At 70.1% G+C, this 14832-nt stretch carries 18 protein-coding genes; 9 read left to right on the forward strand and 9 right to left on the reverse strand.

Annotated elements, in window-relative coordinates; genetic code table 11:
- Positions 1–303: 303 nt before the first annotated feature.
- A complete protein-coding gene (locus ACLF6P_RS03140; RefSeq protein ID WP_415947881.1) occupies positions 304–2445 on the forward strand; it encodes a serine/threonine protein kinase in 2142 nt (713 codons plus the stop codon).
- A gap of 24 nt (positions 2446–2469) precedes the next feature.
- Here ACLF6P_RS03140 and ACLF6P_RS03145 read toward each other — a convergent pair whose 3' ends face one another.
- A complete protein-coding gene (locus ACLF6P_RS03145; protein WP_415947882.1) occupies positions 2470–3243 on the reverse strand; it encodes an isoprenyl transferase in 774 nt (257 codons plus the stop codon).
- Positions 3244–3355: 112 nt separating this feature from the next.
- Here ACLF6P_RS03145 and mgrA point away from each other — a divergent pair, with 112 nt between their 5' ends.
- Complete coding sequence (gene mgrA, locus ACLF6P_RS03150) at positions 3356–4393, forward strand: L-glyceraldehyde 3-phosphate reductase (protein WP_415947884.1); 1038 nt, start codon at positions 3356–3358, stop codon at positions 4391–4393.
- Between the two features lie 180 nt (positions 4394–4573).
- Here the strand turns inward: mgrA and ACLF6P_RS03155 are convergent, their stop codons facing one another.
- Positions 4574–5308 carry a prepilin peptidase gene (locus tag ACLF6P_RS03155; protein ID WP_415947886.1) on the reverse strand — a complete coding sequence of 245 codons (735 nt, stop codon included), beginning with the start codon at positions 5306–5308 and terminating at the stop codon, positions 4574–4576.
- A 350-nt stretch (positions 5309–5658) separates the two neighbouring features.
- On the opposite strand from ACLF6P_RS03155, the gene ACLF6P_RS03160 reads away from it, so the two are divergent.
- The 3 genes from ACLF6P_RS03160 to ACLF6P_RS03170 all read left to right on the forward strand — a co-directional run bounded on the left by ACLF6P_RS03160 (position 5659) and on the right by ACLF6P_RS03170 (position 8029).
- Entirely contained in the window at positions 5659–6423 is a 765-nt protein-coding gene (locus ACLF6P_RS03160; RefSeq protein WP_415947887.1) for a class I SAM-dependent methyltransferase, read from the forward strand.
- 36 nt (positions 6424–6459) lie between these two features.
- Positions 6460–6975 (forward strand): DinB family protein, encoded by a 516-nt coding sequence (locus tag ACLF6P_RS03165; protein WP_415947889.1) that lies wholly within the window; start codon positions 6460–6462, stop codon positions 6973–6975.
- Between the two features lie 184 nt (positions 6976–7159).
- Positions 7160–8029: a PhzF family phenazine biosynthesis protein gene (locus tag ACLF6P_RS03170; RefSeq protein WP_415947891.1), complete on the forward strand. Its 870-nt coding sequence runs from the start codon at positions 7160–7162 to the stop codon at positions 8027–8029.
- Positions 8030–8116: 87 nt separating this feature from the next.
- On the opposite strand, the gene ACLF6P_RS03175 is transcribed toward ACLF6P_RS03170, so the two are convergent.
- On the reverse strand, positions 8117–8692 hold the full coding sequence (locus tag ACLF6P_RS03175) for an ATP-binding protein (protein WP_415947893.1): 576 nt from the start codon (positions 8690–8692) through the stop codon (positions 8117–8119).
- A 244-nt stretch (positions 8693–8936) separates the two neighbouring features.
- Here ACLF6P_RS03175 and ACLF6P_RS03180 point away from each other — a divergent pair, with 244 nt between their 5' ends.
- The 4 genes from ACLF6P_RS03180 (at position 8937) to ACLF6P_RS03195 (ending at position 10771) form a co-directional block, all read left to right on the forward strand.
- On the forward strand, positions 8937–9788 hold the full coding sequence (locus ACLF6P_RS03180; protein ID WP_415947895.1) for a helix-turn-helix domain-containing protein: 852 nt from the start codon (positions 8937–8939) through the stop codon (positions 9786–9788).
- Between the two features lie 11 nt (positions 9789–9799).
- Positions 9800–9991 carry a hypothetical protein gene (locus ACLF6P_RS03185; RefSeq protein WP_415947897.1) on the forward strand — a complete coding sequence of 64 codons (192 nt, stop codon included), beginning with the start codon at positions 9800–9802 and terminating at the stop codon, positions 9989–9991.
- A gap of 61 nt (positions 9992–10052) precedes the next feature.
- Positions 10053–10379 (forward strand): hypothetical protein, encoded by a 327-nt coding sequence (locus tag ACLF6P_RS03190; protein ID WP_415947898.1) that lies wholly within the window; start codon positions 10053–10055, stop codon positions 10377–10379.
- The gene (locus tag ACLF6P_RS03195; RefSeq protein WP_415947900.1) at positions 10355–10771 is read left to right on the forward strand and encodes a PIN domain-containing protein; all 417 of its coding nucleotides are present in this window, start codon (positions 10355–10357) and stop codon (positions 10769–10771) included. The genes ACLF6P_RS03190 and ACLF6P_RS03195 overlap by 25 nt, the downstream gene beginning before the upstream one ends.
- Positions 10772–10805: 34 nt before the next feature.
- On the opposite strand, the gene ACLF6P_RS03200 is transcribed toward ACLF6P_RS03195, so the two are convergent.
- The 6 genes from ACLF6P_RS03200 to ACLF6P_RS03225 all read right to left on the reverse strand — a co-directional run.
- Positions 10806–11438, reverse strand: a complete 633-nt coding sequence (locus ACLF6P_RS03200; protein WP_415947901.1) for an OmpA family protein — start codon at positions 11436–11438, stop codon at positions 10806–10808.
- 2 nt (positions 11439–11440) lie between these two features.
- On the reverse strand, positions 11441–12049 hold the full coding sequence (locus tag ACLF6P_RS03205; RefSeq protein WP_415947902.1) for a hypothetical protein: 609 nt from the start codon (positions 12047–12049) through the stop codon (positions 11441–11443).
- A gap of 21 nt (positions 12050–12070) precedes the next feature.
- Positions 12071–12613 carry a hypothetical protein gene (locus ACLF6P_RS03210; RefSeq protein WP_415947903.1) on the reverse strand — a complete coding sequence of 181 codons (543 nt, stop codon included), beginning with the start codon at positions 12611–12613 and terminating at the stop codon, positions 12071–12073.
- Positions 12614–12672: 59 nt separating this feature from the next.
- Positions 12673–12906: a hypothetical protein gene (locus tag ACLF6P_RS03215; RefSeq protein ID WP_415947904.1), complete on the reverse strand. Its 234-nt coding sequence runs from the start codon at positions 12904–12906 to the stop codon at positions 12673–12675.
- 120 nt (positions 12907–13026) lie between these two features.
- Positions 13027–14175, reverse strand: coding sequence for a response regulator (locus ACLF6P_RS03220; RefSeq protein ID WP_415947905.1), 1149 nt, complete (start codon positions 14173–14175; stop codon positions 13027–13029).
- Positions 14176–14195: 20 nt separating this feature from the next.
- A partial coding sequence (locus ACLF6P_RS03225; protein ID WP_415947906.1) for a sensor histidine kinase occupies positions 14196–14832 on the reverse strand: 637 nt, incomplete at its 5' end.

A 14832-nucleotide genomic window follows, 5' to 3' on the forward strand; every position in this document is an offset into this window, starting at 1 on the left:
GACGACGTCGCAGGCTTTCCCGGGCCGGTCGGCCGCCACGGGCCGGAGACCGGCCCGACCACGACGCCGTACTCGCGTACGGTCCATCTGGCGCAAAGGGCCTCCCGGGTGAGCGGACTCGGTGCCGCTCACTGAGATCCGGCGCCCGTCTCTCGGACGCCGACCTGCAAGGGATATTCCCTCGAACATGCGAAGCCATGCCAGGGCATATGACGGCGCACCGGTGAATGTTCGGTGACGTTGTGTCACATGGGAGGGGATCTTCCTGTTACCGTGAGCGGCTCCGTGACCGTTGGGGGGCCGATGACCGGAAGATTCGCCGCGCTCGACGAGGACGATCCGAAGACCGTCGGCGGCTATGCGTTACGGGCCCGGATCGGCGTCGGCGGCATGGGCCGGGTGTATCTGGCCTTCAGCCCGGGCGGGCGGCCGCTGGCCGTGAAGGTCGTACGGCCCGACTACGCGCACGATCCGGAGTTCCGGCGCCGTTTCAAACGGGAGATCAAGGCGGCCCGCAGCGTCGAGGGCCTTTACACCGCCCCCGTGGTGGACGCGGACAGCGAGGCCCGGCTGCCGTGGCTCGCCACCGCCTATGTGCCGGGCCCCTCCCTCTCCCAGGCCGTCGCCGAGCACGGACCGCTCCCGCGGCCCACCGTCTTCCGGCTGATCGCCGGGGTCGCCGAAGGCCTCATGGCCGTGCACGCCCGCGGCCTGGTGCACCGCGACCTCAAACCGGCGAACATCCTGCTCGCCGACGACGGCCCCCGCGTCATCGACTTCGGCATCGCCCACGCCGCGAGCGCGACCGCCGCCACCGTCACCGGGCTGCGGATCGGCACCCCCGCGTACATGGCACCCGAACAGGTACGCGGCCGCTCGGCGGGACCGCCCGCCGACGTCTTCGCCCTCGGCAACCTCGCCGTGTACGCGGCGACCGGCCGGGCCGCCTTCGGCGAGGGCAACGCCGAGGCGCTCTTCTACCGCATCCTGCACGAGGAACCCGAACTCGACGCCTGCCCCGAGTCCCTGCGCGAACTCCTCGGCCGCTGCCTGGCCAAGGACCCCGCCGAACGCCCGGACCTGGCCCGGATCCTGTCGTACGCGGCCGAACACACGGCGAACGACCCGCTCGACCCGGCCCGTGGCTGGCTCCCCGCGCCCGTGGTCGGCACGCTGGCGGCGTACGACACGGCGATGTACCGGACTCCCGGGCAGGCGGGGGAACCCGGGAACCCCGAGCAGCCGGAACAGCCCGAGCAGCCGGAGCCGTCCGGGCAGCACAGCGCGACGGCCACGACCGAGCAGCGCCCGGCGCCGAAGCCGACGAGGAAGCTCCCGGACGGCGAGACGCCTCCGGAGGCCGAGCCGAAAGCTGAGGCGAGAGCTGAATCGAAAACCGTACCGAAGGCTGTCATCCGGGTCGACAACACCACCCAGGTGACGGTGCGGATCCTCTCCGAGGATCAGCTCGTCGGGCGGCTCGGCCCCGGTGAGCGCAAGGACTTCGGACTCGCGCCCGGCCCCCGGAGCCTCCGGCTGACCGCCCCCGGCCACCAGGACACGACCCGTATCTACGGGCTGCGCTCGCTCGGGATGACGAAGCTGGAAGTGAGCTCTTCGCAGGGGCAGTTGTTCCTGGAACGGCCCGGGGTCGGCCCCGGGAGGCAGCCCGGGGCCGACCCTGGGAGGAAGCCCGGGGGCGGCGGGGACCCCGGCGGGAAGCGGGCCGTCCTCGCGGCCGTGTCCCTCGCCCTCGTCCTGCTCGCCGCGATCGTCTTCTCGGAGGTGTCGGGCTCCGGCGATCGCGATCGCGACAACGCCGGCTCCTCCAGCGACCCGACCGTGACCGCGAGCACCGACGCGCCCGGCACCGCGACGGACGGCAAGGACCACGGGACCGGCGGCACAGCCACCACGCGGACGAGCTCGCCCGAGGAGACCGAGGAGCCCACCCCCAGCGCGGAGGACAGGGCCTTCGCCGCCGTCGATGTCGGCGACTGTCTGAGCAACCGCTACGACTACCACGACGACACGGAGTGGAAGGCGTCCATGCCGCGCGTGGCCTCCTGTTCGAGAACCGACTCGTACTACCGGGTGGCCGCCGTCGGCGACTCGTACGGTGATTGCGAGGACGACGACGAGAACTGGTACAACCGGGGCGAAGACGGCAGCCGGACCAACCTCTGCCTGATCCGCAACTACCGCACCGGGCAGTGCATGTACGCCAAGGCGAAGGGCGAGAGGCTGACGGTCTACCGGAACGAGGTGACGGGCTGCCGGGATTCCATCCCGAAGGAGCGCGGGTACATCGTGCGGATCACCCGCGTCTTCCCGAACGGCGCACCCGAGAACGCCTGCGGCGACGACCGGGTGTGGCGGCCGGACAAGGGCGGCCACTACTGCGGGAAGGCGGTGTGGAAGCGCAAGAGCCTGCCGAGCATCTGACCCCGGCCGCGGCCCGAGCTCCGGCTACGCCCCGAACCGCCGGTGCCGCGCCGCGTAGTCCCGCATCGCCCGCAGGAAGTCGACCTTGCGGAAGGCCGGCCAGAAGACCTCGCAGAAGTAGTACTCGGAGAGGGCCGACTGCCAGAGCATGAAGCCGGAGAGGCGCTGTTCGCCCGAGGTGCGGATGATCAGGTCGGGGTCGGGCTGGGCGCTCGTGTAGAGGTGTTTGCCGATGGTCTCGATGTCGACCGCTTCGGCGGCCTCCTCCAGGGAGAACCCTCGGTCGGCCGCGTCGAGGAGCATGGAGCGCACGGCGTCGGCGATCTCCTGGCGGCCGCCGTAGCCGATCGCGACGTTCACGAGTATCCCCGTGTTCGCCGCGCTGGACTCCTCCGCCTGCTTGAGGACGGTCTGCAGCCCGTCGGGCAGGACGTGCGTCGCGCCGACGTGGTGGACGCGCCAGCGGCCGTCGCGGGCGAGGGCGCGGACGGTGTCCTCGATGATGCCGAGCAGCGGGACGAGTTCGGACTCGGGCCGGTCGAAGTTGTCGGTCGAAAGCAGCCACAGGGTGACGACCTCGACGTCCGTCTCGGAGCACCAGCCGAGGAACTCGCCGATCTTGTCGGCGCCCGCCTGGTGTCCCTGGGCGGTGGTGGATCCCGCGGCCTTCGCCCAGCGCCGGTTGCCGTCCATGATGACGCCGACGTGCTTGGGCACCTGGGTGTGGTCCAGGTGGCCCTCCACGCGGTTCGCGTACAGCCGGACCAGCAGGCCGCGCAGCCTGTCGCGCAGGTTCACGTTCGTTTCAGCCCCTCATCCACCGACGGCACTCCCCGAACTGGAAACCCTACCGCCGGAAACGGAAGCAGAGCCGCCGGGTATGTCACAGGTCTGACGTAACTTCGTCCTCATGAACGACACCTCCCTCTACAGCGCGTCGGGCGACCGGTACGACTCGATGGAGTACCGGCGTACGGGCCGCAGCGGCCTGAAGCTGCCCGCCATCTCCCTCGGTCTGTGGCACAACTTCGGCGATGACCGTTCCCTCGCCTCGCAGCGCGCGATCCTGCGCCGCGCCTTCGACCTGGGCGTCACACACTTCGACCTCGCGAACAACTACGGGCCGCCGCCGGGCAGCGCGGAGCTGAACTTCGGCAAGATCTTCGCCCAGGACTTCGCCCGCCACCGGGACGAACTGGTCATTTCCAGCAAGGCGGGCTATCTGATGCACCCCGGCCCGTACGGGGAGTGGGGCAGCCGCAAGTACCTCCTCTCCTCGCTGGACAACTCCCTGCAGCGGATGGGCCTCGACTACGTCGACATCTTCTACTCGCACCGCTTCGACCCGGACACCCCGCTCGAGGAGACGATGGGCGCGCTCGCCTCCGCGGTGCAGCAGGGCAAGGCGCTGTACGTGGGTGTCTCCTCGTACACGGGCGAGCAGACGCGTGAAGCGGTCCGGATCCTCAAGGAGATGGGGGTACGGCCGCTGATCCACCAGCCCTCGTACTCGATGATCAACCGCTGGACCGAGGAGGACGGGCTGCTCGGTGTCCTCGACGAGGCGGGCATGGGCTGCATCTCCTTCGCGCCGCTCGCGCAGGGGATGCTGACGGGCAAGTACCTGAAGGGCATTCCGGAGGGTTCGCGCGCCACGCAGGGCAAGTCGCTCAACCCCGAGCTGCTGAGCGAGGAGGTCCTGCGTCGCCTGCACGGCCTCAACGACATCGCGGCCGCCCGCGGCCAGTCCCTCGCCCAGCTCGCCCTCACCTGGGTGCTGCGCGACCCGCGCATGACCTCGGCCCTGATCGGCGCGTCGAGCGTGCGGCAGCTGGAGGAGAACGTGGCTGCCCTGGACTTCCCCGAGCTGACGGAGGACGAGCTGAAGGCGATCGACGCGTTCGCGGTCTCGACACCGGGGACGAACATCTGGGCGGGGAGGCGGTAACCCGGCCCGTCACCGCCGGGAGGCGGTAGTCCAGCCCTTCACCACCGGGAGGCGGAAATCCAGCCCGTCACCCGCACATAGAAAACGGGCCGGTCCATGGGGGGGGAGATGGACCGGCCCGAGGGGGGGTTTCCACCATAACCCTTCGTAAGTGCTGCTGTGTGCATCGGCGTGCCGCAATCACGCAGCGAAACCGCCGAGCACCACCCCCGTAGCCGCTCCGGCCAGCATGCAGGGACCCAGCGGCATCACACTCCTGCGCCCCGCCCGCCCAAGCAGCACAAGGGCTCCGGCGTATCCGCCGGCGTACAGGATCCCCGCGAGGAACCCGAGGAAAAGAATCTCCCAGCCGTACCACCCAAGGGTTACCCCGAGGACGATCGCCAGCTTGACGTCCCCGAAGCCCATGCCGCGCGGATGCGCCAGGAACAGCAGAAGGTAACCGCCGCCGAGCGCGAGCCCCCCGAGCAGCGCCCCGCTCCACCGCCCGCCCCCGCCCCCGCCCCCGGCGAGCGCGGCGAGTCCGAGCCCGGCGGCCGCCGCCCCCGCGAGCGGCAGGGTGAGGATGTCGGGCAGCCGGTGCACCTGCCGGTCGACCGCCGCGAGCACCACGCCGAACGGCGCGAGCAGCAGCCACACCGCGAGTTCGGGCCGCGTGCCCGTGGACGCGGCGAGCAGCGCGCAGAGCGCGGCGGTGAGCAGGACGAGGGCGGGGGTGCTGGGCCCGTACCGCCCGCCCGCACACCGGGTCGTGCCGACCCAGCCGCCGCACGGCCCGGTGAGGTCGTGCCCGGCCGGGCAGGCGCTGAGCCAGGGGCGGCCGGCCGGGACGGAGAGCCGGTAGGCGACGCGGCCGGTGAGCAGCCCGGCGAGTGCGCCGTACAGCGCCGCGGCGATGATCAGGAGGGCAGGCACGCGCAGAGGCTAGAGGGCCCGACGGCGGCACGTCATGGGTCCGTGGACCCAGCTCACCGGCGGGGCGCGAGGCGAGCACAAGAAAGGCGGCACCGCGCAGCCCCCTCCACTGCGCGGTACCGCCACACGCGCAGTTTGCCCACGCGAATTCTCGCTGGTCCGAACTTACGTGATGCCTACATCCCAATGGCTGGATTCCGATAACGATGCGGCCTCAAGCCGAGTCGCTACGAGCGGAAGGCCCGTTTTGCACCAGCTCCAGCCGTCCATCATGTGGGCTCGATCACGGTCATTTCACGCCTGCGAAGTCAATCCCGGTCGCTCCGAGCAAGCGGATCTAGCATCACCGCATGAGCTTCGAGGATCTGGTCGCCGAGGCCGAGGCCGTGGACGTCTCCGGCTGGGACTTCAGCTGGTTCGAGGGCCGGGCCACGGAGCTGCGCCCCAGCTGGGGCTATCAGCGGATGCTCGCGGAACGCCTCGCGCACACCGAGGCCGCGCTCGATCTGCAGACCGGCGGCGGCGAGGTGCTCGCCGAGGCCCTACGCGCCGCCGGGCGGCGGCCGGTGCTCAGCGTCGCGACGGAGGCGTACCCGCCGAACCTCCGCAAGGCGACGGCGCTCCTGCATCCGCTCGGCACGGCGGTGGTCGCGGCCACGGAGCAGGGCCCCTTCCCCTTCGCGGACGAGGCCTTCGGTCTCGTCTCCAGCCGCCACCCCAACGAGAACGCCTTCACCGAGGTCGCCCGCGTCCTGGCCCCCGGCGGCAGGTACTTCGCCCAGCACGTGGGCCCGGCCAGCGTCTTCGAACTGGTCGAGTACTTCCTCGGCCCGCAGCCCACCTCCGTCCGCCGCCGCCGTCACCCGGACGTGGAGTCGGCCCAGGCGGAGGCGGCGGGCCTCACGATCGTGGACCTGCGGGTGGAGCGCCTGCGCATGGAGTTCTTCGACATCGCCGCGGTCATCGTCTTCCTACGCAAGGTGATCTGGATGGTCCCCGACTTCACCGTCGCCAGGTACCTGCCCCAACTGCGGGAACTGGACGCCGAGATCCGGCAGCACGGCCCCTTCGTCGCGCACAGCACGCGCTTCCTCATCGAGGCCCGCAGAAACTGATGCCGCCCGCGCGGGCCCTCACCTATCGTCGCCGCCATGAAGCCCGTACACGAACGCCCGCCCCGAAACGCAGACGAGCGCACCTCCTTGGTCGGCTGGCTCGATCTGCAACGCGAGATCCTGCGCTGGAAGTGCGAGGGCCTGAGCGCACAGGACGCGCACCGCTCCGTGCTGCCGACCTCGCCGCGCACCACGATGGCCGGACTGATCGCCCACATGCGGTGGGTGGAACACCTGTGGTTCGAGGTGGTCTTCCTCGGCGGCGACAAGTCCACGAACCCGAGCTTCGACACCTCCCGCATCGACGCCGACTTCGACACGCGGGGGCTGAGCCTCGCCGAACTCCTCGCCGCGTACGAGAAGCAGTGCGCCCGCAGCAACGAGATCGTGGCCGCGGCCTCCCTCGACGAGCTGGGCCGCCACCCGGACTTCCACGACGGCCAGGCCAACCTACGCTGGATGCTCACCCACATGATCGAGGAAACCGCCCGCCACGCCGGCCACGCGGACATCGTCCGCGAACTCCTCGACGGCTCGAAGGGCTACTACTGACCCGCCGCGGCCACGCCTGCGAGGTCGTCGAGAGCGCCACGGACCACGGCGACCGTCCGCGGCACCGCATCGGCGTCCCGGCAGGCTCCGGCTACGATCGGCGGCTCGGATGGATCTTGGTGCCACTTCGGCGCCAGGTCTGCTTGCGGCTCCGCGGAGCCGCCTGGAGAGGGGACGATCGGGAATGAGCGCTGACGTCGAGGTGCTGCACTACGCCGCCTTCACCACGAGGCCGGACGGCGGCAACGGGGCGGGGGTCGTCCTCGACGCCTCCTCTCTCACGGATGCCGGGATGGTCCGGATCGCCGCCGGGCTCGGCTACTCCGAGACCGCCTTCCTCACCCCCGGCCCCGACCCCGACGACGGGCGGGATCTCACGCTGCGTTTCTTCAGCCCCGAGGCGGAGGTCGATTTCTGCGGCCATGCCACCGTGGCCGCAGCGGTGGCGCTCGGCGGGCGGCTCGGGCCGGGCGAGTTCGGCTTCCACACGCCCGCCGGGCACGTGCCGGTCGCGGTCCGCGAGGAGGGCGGCGTACTGAAGGCCACGCTCACCAGCGTCGAGCCGCGCGTGGACGAGGTGGATCCGGCCGATGTGGCGGAGGCGCTGGCCGCGCTCGGTTGGGAGAGCGGGGAGCTGGATGCCGCACTGCCGCCGAGGATCGCTTTCGCGGGCGTACGCCACCTGGTGCTCGCCGCCGCGAGCCGGAAGCGGCTGGCCGACCTCGACTACGACTTCGAGCGGCTGCTGAAGCTGATGCGGCGGCTCGACCTGACGACCGTGCAGCTCGTGTGGCGCGAGTCGGAGACGGTGTTCCACGTGCGCGACCCCTTCCCGGTCGGCGGTGTGGTGGAGGACCCGGCCACGGGCGCGGCGGCCGCCGCCTTCGGCGCGTACGCCCGTGAGCTGGGTCTTGTCCCGGAGGAGGCGCGGCTCACCCTCCACCAGGGCCATGACATGGGCCGCCCGTCGCTCCTCGAGGTCGAGCTGCGGTCCGGTGATCCGCGGGTACGGGTCACCGGGGCCGCGATTCCGGTCGAGCCGGAGGCGTCGTAGACGCCATGGGCGAATGGCCACGGGCCCACAGCCACGGGCGTATGTCACGGGCCTACAGCCGCGGCGTTTTGGCGTCGTAGGCGGGTTTCAGGAGGCCGTGCGGGGTGCGGGGGCGGTCGCGTGGTTGTACGCGGCCGTGGGCCCGTGGGGCAGGACCGCCCACATGCGGGTACCGGAGGAAGGGTCCGGGGATTCGTCGTAGCCCCAGGTCCCGCCGCAGGACCGCACCACGCGGGCGAGGAGGCGGAGGGCGGCGCGGCGGCGGGCGTCGAGTGCTTCGAGGAGCCGGGCGTGGGTGGGGCGGGGTTCGCCGTCGTAGACGATGACGCGGAGGGCGTCGGAGCGGTAGCGCAGGGCCAGGTAGATCTGGGGTGCAGTGGTCAACCGGCAGGCCGTGGCGGTGAGTTCGCCGACCGTCTGGAGGGCCGCGTCGCTGAGTTCGGGGATGCGGTGGACGGTGAGGATGCGGGCGGTCGCGTGGCGGGCGACGGCCGGGGTGGAGAGGGCGGCGGGGAGCGTGAAGCTGTAGGTCAGGCCCTCCCCCGGCGGAGGGGGAGGTACCGGCGCCGGGTCCGGGTCGCCGTACGCCGCCGTGTGACGTACGAGGGTGAGGGACCGGGGCGGCGAGGTTCCGGCGAGTGGGGTGAGCGGCGTCAGGGACATGCGTGACTCCTTTGTGTGGTGAGGGATGGTTTGGTGAGTGAGTGGTCGAGCGGGCGGGTCGGTCGCGGCTCGGTGCGGTGGGCGGTGGCTCTGTCCCCGTACGTCCTGGCGCCTAGGCGTGTGGGGGTGCACTTCCGGTCCACGTATGCGCTGCCGTGACCGTCGCGCTACTCACTGTAGGGGGTACAGTGCCCCACGTGTCACCAGTTCGGCGAAACATGGGTCCAGCCTTAGACTGCCGCGCATGGCGACCAGGACTGCCCCGACCGAGCGTCAGAAGCGAGTTGGGGCCGAGATTCGGAAGTTGCGGACGGCCGCCGGGCAGTCCATCGAGTTCGGCGCCGGACTGCTCGGGGTGGACCGGAGCAACATGTCGAGCATGGAGTCCGGCGTTCGGGCGATCAGCCCCGAGCGCCTGCGCACACTCGCCTGCAACTACGCCTGCTCCGACGAGGCATACGTGGATGCCCTGGCCCGGATGGCCGGCCACCGCAAGCGGGGCTGGTGGGAGCGATACCGGGGCCAACTGCCCGCCGGATTCATGGACATCGCAGAGATGGAGTGGCACGCGTCCCGGATGCGCAGCGCCAACTTCGTGCACATGCCGGGGCTCCTCCAGACCGGCGACCAGGCGCTCGCCATCTTCCGCACGGCCGTACCCGCACTGCCCGAGCATGAGGTCGCACTGCGGGTGGCGTACCGGCTTGAGCGAGCGAACATACTGACCCGCGAGACATCACCCGAGTACGTGTCGATCATCCACGAGGCCGTCTTGCGGATGCAGTTCGGCGAACGCAAGGTGGTGCACGCACAGTTGGAGCACCTGCTCACCATGTCCGAGCGGGACAACATCGCACTGCGCGTGATCCCCTTCAAAGCGGGCCCGTTCCCCGGAGCCGGACAGACCGTCTTCCACCTCGAAGGCCCCGTGCCCGCGCTGGACACGGTGCAGGTAGACAACGCGCACGGACCGGAATTCCTGCACACCGACGCCCAGTTGAACAGGTATCGAGGTCAGCTCGACTGGATGGAGCGCATCGCACTCGGGCGCGAGGAGTCCCGCGACTTCATCCGCGCCATCGCCAACGAACTCTGAGGGGAAGCCACATGGCCGACATCACGTGGGAAGAGCCGTTCTGCGCGGAGGGCTCCAGCTGCTTCCGCCTCGGAACCGACACCGAAGGCAACAGCTACATCGCACTCGCCGGCCGGGAAGACGCGTACATCCGGGACAGCCGCGATGCCCTGCGCCAAATGATCCTCGACATCAAGGACGGCAAGGCCGATCACCTGCTGTAACGCGTTGGCGGGCAGGCATTTCGTTTGCTACCTGAATTACTACTGCGCTAGCCTTGACCGTATGGACTCCGCAGAGCAGCAGTACGACAAGGGCGAGAGCCGCGCCCAGAAGGTCAGCGTGTCCATGCCCGCTGACCGGATCGCCGCGGTCAAGGCACGGGTCGGGGCGAGAGGGTTCTCGGCGTACGTCAGTGCGGCGGTCGAGCGGCAGATACAGCGCGATCTCATCGAGGAAGCGCTGGTGGCGACGGAGGCCGAGATCGGCCCGCCGACCCCCGAGGTGCAGGCTTGGGCCGACGAGATCTTCCGGGAGGCCGAGGCCCTGGCCGAGAACACGGAGCCGCACGACCAGGGGGAACAGGAATGGCACGCAAGCATGGCCAGCTGAGTCACGGAGTGCTGCTCCTGGACAGCCAGGGACTCAGCAAGTTCATCGACAACGATCCGAAGGTGTCGGGGCTCGTGCGGGCGGCGCAGTCGAAGGACGCGCTCATCGCCGTGAGCAACCTGACCCTGATCGAGGCATGCCACCCCAAGCTGCGGTACGAGCGCTTCCGGTGGTATGTCTCGCGGCTCACGGTGCTTCCGGTGACGGACACCATCACATGGCGTGCGATCGAGCTGCTGCGGAACGCCGGGTTGCATGGACACAAGTACGCCATCGACTCCGTAGTGGCGGCGACCGCGCTCGGATACGCCGGGCCGCGCATCGTCGTCACATCGGACGTGGACGACATGAACAAGCTCTGCGGCGAAACCGTCCGTACGGTCGCGGTGTGACAGCCGGGGCCTGACCACTTGAGGTCCGGTCCACTCAGCTCGGGGGGCCGGGTGAATCGCCGCGCTGGAAGGAGATCTCCACGCGGCGGTTCTTCTTGCGGCCCTCCTCCGTCGCGTTGTCCGCGATCGGGTAGTCCTCGCTGTACCCGCGGATCTCGTAGGTGACGTCCGGGCCGAGGGACTTCGAGAGTTCTCTGTGCACGGAGTCGGCGCGCTGTTTCGAGAGCTTCTTGCCGTGGGCGTACGAGCCGAGGTTGTCGGTGAAGCCGAAGACGCGGACGTTCGTGGCGCCCTGGTTCTTGATCTCGTCGGCGATCGCCCGGATACGGGAGCGCGCCTCCGGGTTGAGCTTCGAGCTGTCCTTGCCGAAGAGGACCTCGGCCTGGAGGGCGAACTTGATTTTGGTGTTGGTGTCCTCGCGGCGTTCGGCGCCGGAGAGGTCCTCGACCACGGACTTGATGTCGAGGATGCGGGAGGGGGCGAGGGTGGCGCCCGGGGCGAGTTTCAGGTTCGGGGAGGAGGGGTCCACCTCGGCGGGTGGGGCCGCGTTGGTGGACGCTGGGGGGTTGATGAGAGCGTCGGCGGCCTGAGCTGGGGCGATGGTCAGGGTGGCGGTGGCCAGGAAGGCGGCGGCTGTGAGGGTGGCGGCGTGTCGGGTGCGCGACATGGTTACTCGCCCTCGGAGATTTCGATCGTGGCGGGCGGCATGTCCGCGATCTGGAAGTCGACCTCGGTGGTTGAGGCGGGCGGGGCTGGGAACTGGGCGTACCAATCGGCGCTCTCGCCATTCTTCAGGCCGCTCTGGAATCGAGTACACAGACATTGGCCTTCTGTGTCACGCAAAATCAGGTACTTCTTCTTCCCTGATTGGTCCACGAGCGATGCGCCTGCCATGGACGACGAGTTGCGCCTCAGTTCCGTCTCCGGGCCTTGCCATCCTCGGGCTACCCAGTTGCCTTGCCCACCGTTTGTGACCTTGCCAGTCACAGTGAGGAAGCCCCCCTGATCACGCTTGGCAGAGGTGACGGTCAGGGTTATGCCCTGGCCTCCGGTGACCTCAGCCAGGACTTCCGCATCCGCCGAATCCTCGGGCTCCTTCGACTCCTGACCCTTGCCGCCCTTCTCGTCCTTGGTTGCAGGGCTGCTGGACTTCGAATCCTTCGGCGGGTCGTCGTTTCCCCCGTCCCCACCGCAACCGGCAACCGTGAACACCAAACCGGTGGTGATCGCCACAGCGGTCAACGCCCTGCGGGCCTTCATGGTGTGCCGCTTCCTCATCCGAACCGCTTCCCTCTCTCGTCACTTCGCCAAGTTGACGGCAAAGAGCTCCTGGGCCGTGGGAAGGCCCCCGTCCTCGAACCCCTCAGGATCTATAACCCACTTCCCACTGCCGTCGCAGTCGAACTCGACGGTCTTCTCAGGATCCTCCGAGAGGATCTCGCAGCGAGGCTCGATCACGGCCGTGGCATCCGCCCTGGCGTGGGTGTCCTCGGTGCCGGGGACCAGCGAGTCGCCGACCGTGTAGTTCGTCTCGATGCGGGCCTCGAAGGCCGGGTTTCCCTGGACGAACGTCGGATTCAGGGTCAGGAGACGGGAGTCGTTCGCGGCAGCCAGGCGCTGTGCGGCGGCCCATCCGTCGCCGGACGCCGGAACCTCGCCTTCGAGTGGCAGCTCCCAGTCGCCGTCCTCCAGGCCCTCGATGAACGCGAGCCGCAGCTCATCGCGTACGTCCTGGGCAGCGGCAAGGGCGGCCGCATCCGCAGCGGACTGAGCACCGCTGCGGGCGACCGCCCCTCGGGCGAAGACGAAGAAGACGAACGCAGCAAAAAGGACCATCCCCACTACCCAGATGTAGAGGGGAATGGTCGCTCCGTCATCGCTGCGCCAGGCAGCGGACGTCGTCAGTCGCCGCCACCGCCGGTGATCGCCTTGACGGCGTCGCTGATCGCGTCGGAGATGGTCGTGTCCAAGTTCAGGCCCATCACCGCAGCCACAATCGCCGCAATCAAAACCAGAAGCCCGGCGTACTCGACGAACCCGGCCCCCGCATCCGCCTCCTCGCCCCGCACCCGCGCGGCAACCCGATCCATCCAGCCCTGAACGCTCGGCAACATCTCGTAGCCCTCCGGTGACATCCGCCCCCGTACCGTTATCGACGCCGGAAACGTATGCCGGGCCCAGTGGCTCGACAGAGGGTCCGTGGGCCCAACGGCGGGCCCAAAGACGGGGGTGTCGGGGGCGTATGCGTGTCGTCGTCATGAGCGGCCCACGCCCCTCCCCCGTGCCGTTCCCAGCCATACCGCGATCGCTTCGCTCCGGCTCGTGCTGTGCAGTTTCGCGAAGATGCGGTTGATGTGGTTCTTGACCGTCTTCTCGCTGATGAAGCAGGTGGCGGCGATCTGCTGGTTCGTCATGCCGGCCGCGATGAGATCCATGACCTCCACCTCCCTTGCGCTCAGGCCGAATTCGGGTCGTGGGCCGCGTGGGTGCGGGGTCGCCGGGAGTCCGGAGGTTCCCCGAGTCTCCGACTGTGGCACAGGCAATTGCATTTGCGAAAGGCTTTGCTGTGCGAAGGGCTGATCCGAGACAGGTGGCCCCGGATCGGCCGGGTGGGGAGTGTCCTCGGCTGCGGAGAGGGGTGGCGGGTTGACGGGTAGGCCCGGGGATTTGCTCGTTTGCGGGGAGCCGGTGGCGGTGGCACCCGGCGCGGGGGCGGAGGCGGCGCGGCCCAGGCCGTCCGGGAGGGCGGTGGTGCAGGGGCGGCCCGGTTCGGGGCCCGCCTCCCGTACGTGGGCGAGGAGCGCGTCCTGGGCGGAGGCCGTGAAGTGGGCGTGGCCCGCCTTGACGTCGCGTACGGCCTCCGCGAGGCGGTCGGCGGTGAACTCGCCGTGGACGAGGTAGCCGCTCGCGCCCAGGCGCAACGCCTCCTGGACGATGGCGGATTCGCTGCTGTACGTCAGCATCAGGACCGGGGCGATCCCGGCCAGGTGCGGGAGGGCCGAGATGCCGTCCACGCCCGGCATGCGGACGTCGAGGAGGACCACATCGGGGCGGTGGCGCTGGACGGCGGCGATGGCCTGGCGGCCGTCGACGGCCTCCGCGACGACCTGGAGGTCCGCGCGGCCGTCGAGCAGGGCGGTGAGCCCGGCGCGTACGACCGGGTTGTCGTCGGCGATCACGATCCGCAGCGCGAGGGCGGAGGAGGAGGGGCCATGCGACGGCGGCGCGCAGGGGGCCTCGGGGGTGAGGTGCGTGCGCGGGGTGAGCGGGGACACGGGCGGGATCGCGGGTGAGGTGTGGTCGGAGTGGGGTGCGGAGGTGTGCGACGAGGTGTGGGTGGAGACGTGGTGCGAGGACGCGCCCGTCGGGGTGTGCCTGGGGGACGGTGCTGCTGCTTCCGGCATGAGCGGCCTCTCCTCTCGGGTCAGGTGAGTGGTGTGGGGGTGTGGGGGACGTGGGGGCGGGGACTCTCGGCGGGCGGGGTGAGGGCGGCGAGCGGGAGGTCGAGGCGTACCTCCGTGCCGGAGCGGGTGTCGCCCCGGCCGATGCGGATGCGGGCGCCGATGGCGGCGGCCCGTTCGACCATGCCGACGAGGCCGAAGTGACCGGCCTTGCGGAGTTCTTCGAGGCTGGTGTGCGGGGGCAGGCCGCCGCCGTCGTCCTGGACGGAGAGGCGGAGCACCGAGTCGGCGGTGATGCCGAAGCCGACGGTGACGTGGGTGGCGTGGGCGTGGCGGTGGGTGTTCTCCAGGGCCTCGCCGAGGATCGTGAGCAGGTGGCGGGCCACCGTGTGCGGGAGGCGGGGGGCGGGGGTCTCGGTGGGGGTCAGGGCGGTGGTGACGCCGGTGCGGGTGGTGAAGTCGGCGAGGCGGGCGCGGAGTTCTTCGGAGATGTCGATGGGGATGTCGCTGCCGGGGGTCCGGTTGTGCGGACCGTACGGGCTGTGCGGGCCGTGCGGGCCGTGCGGGCCGTGCGGACTGTGCGGGCCGTTCGGGCCGTTCGGGCTGTGCGGGCCGTGCGGACTGTGCGGGCCGTTCGGGCCGTTCGGGCTGTGCGGGCCG

The sequence above is a fragment of the Streptomyces lothianensis genome (assembly GCF_047779955.1).
Classification (GTDB): domain Bacteria; phylum Actinomycetota; class Actinomycetes; order Streptomycetales; family Streptomycetaceae; genus Streptomyces.

Bases quoted from the DNA above. Each gene is read 5' to 3' on its own strand.
- ACLF6P_RS03165 (WP_415947889.1), top strand. From the start codon at position 6,460: ATGAAGCCCGTACACGAACGCCCGCCCCGAAACGCAGACGAGCGCACC.
- ACLF6P_RS03170 (WP_415947891.1), top strand. From the start codon at position 7,160: ATGAGCGCTGACGTCGAGGTGCTGCACTACGCCGCCTTCACCACGAGG.
- ACLF6P_RS03190 (WP_415947898.1), top strand. From the start codon at position 10,053: ATGGACTCCGCAGAGCAGCAGTACGACAAGGGCGAGAGCCGCGCCCAG.
- ACLF6P_RS03200 (WP_415947901.1), bottom strand. From the start codon at position 11,438: ATGTCGCGCACCCGACACGCCGCCACCCTCACAGCCGCCGCCTTCCTG.
- ACLF6P_RS03180 (WP_415947895.1), top strand. From the start codon at position 8,937: ATGGCGACCAGGACTGCCCCGACCGAGCGTCAGAAGCGAGTTGGGGCC.
- ACLF6P_RS03175 (WP_415947893.1), bottom strand. From the start codon at position 8,692: ATGTCCCTGACGCCGCTCACCCCACTCGCCGGAACCTCGCCGCCCCGG.
- ACLF6P_RS03215 (WP_415947904.1), bottom strand. From the start codon at position 12,906: ATGTCACCGGAGGGCTACGAGATGTTGCCGAGCGTTCAGGGCTGGATG.
- ACLF6P_RS03205 (WP_415947902.1), bottom strand. From the start codon at position 12,049: ATGAGGAAGCGGCACACCATGAAGGCCCGCAGGGCGTTGACCGCTGTG.
- ACLF6P_RS03185 (WP_415947897.1), top strand. From the start codon at position 9,800: ATGGCCGACATCACGTGGGAAGAGCCGTTCTGCGCGGAGGGCTCCAGC.
- ACLF6P_RS03160 (WP_415947887.1), top strand. From the start codon at position 5,659: ATGAGCTTCGAGGATCTGGTCGCCGAGGCCGAGGCCGTGGACGTCTCC.
- mgrA (WP_415947884.1), top strand. From the start codon at position 3,356: ATGAACGACACCTCCCTCTACAGCGCGTCGGGCGACCGGTACGACTCG.
- ACLF6P_RS03140 (WP_415947881.1), top strand. From the start codon at position 304: ATGACCGGAAGATTCGCCGCGCTCGACGAGGACGATCCGAAGACCGTC.
- ACLF6P_RS03195 (WP_415947900.1), top strand. From the start codon at position 10,355: ATGGCACGCAAGCATGGCCAGCTGAGTCACGGAGTGCTGCTCCTGGAC.
- ACLF6P_RS03220 (WP_415947905.1), bottom strand. From the start codon at position 14,175: ATGCCGGAAGCAGCAGCACCGTCCCCCAGGCACACCCCGACGGGCGCG.